A 229-nucleotide genomic window follows, 5' to 3' on the forward strand; every position below is an offset into this window, starting at 1 on the left:
CCACCCACCAGATGCCGCTTTACCCGTGGAGCGGCGATAAAAATGAAACCGGCGTGAAGAACAATATCGTCAACGCGCCGCTTTCGCCCAATACCGGCAGCGAATATTTCCGCGAGGCCTTCAAATCCCGCGTGTTGCCGGCCATTGCCGATTTTTCGCCCGATCTCATCCTCATCTCCGCCGGTTTTGACGCGCATCACCGCGATCCCTTGGCGCAGATCAATCTGGT

Annotated in this window: 1 pseudogene; it reads left to right on the forward strand. The window is 57.2% G+C overall.

Annotated elements, in window-relative coordinates:
* Window positions 1-11: 11 nt before the first annotated feature.
* Window positions 12-229, forward strand: a pseudogene (locus V0R37_RS23370) (histone deacetylase family protein); the annotation flags it as partial.

Origin of the sequence: Pollutimonas rozaliensis (genome assembly GCF_048751585.1) — a bacterium.
GTDB lineage: Bacteria > Pseudomonadota > Gammaproteobacteria > Burkholderiales > Burkholderiaceae_B.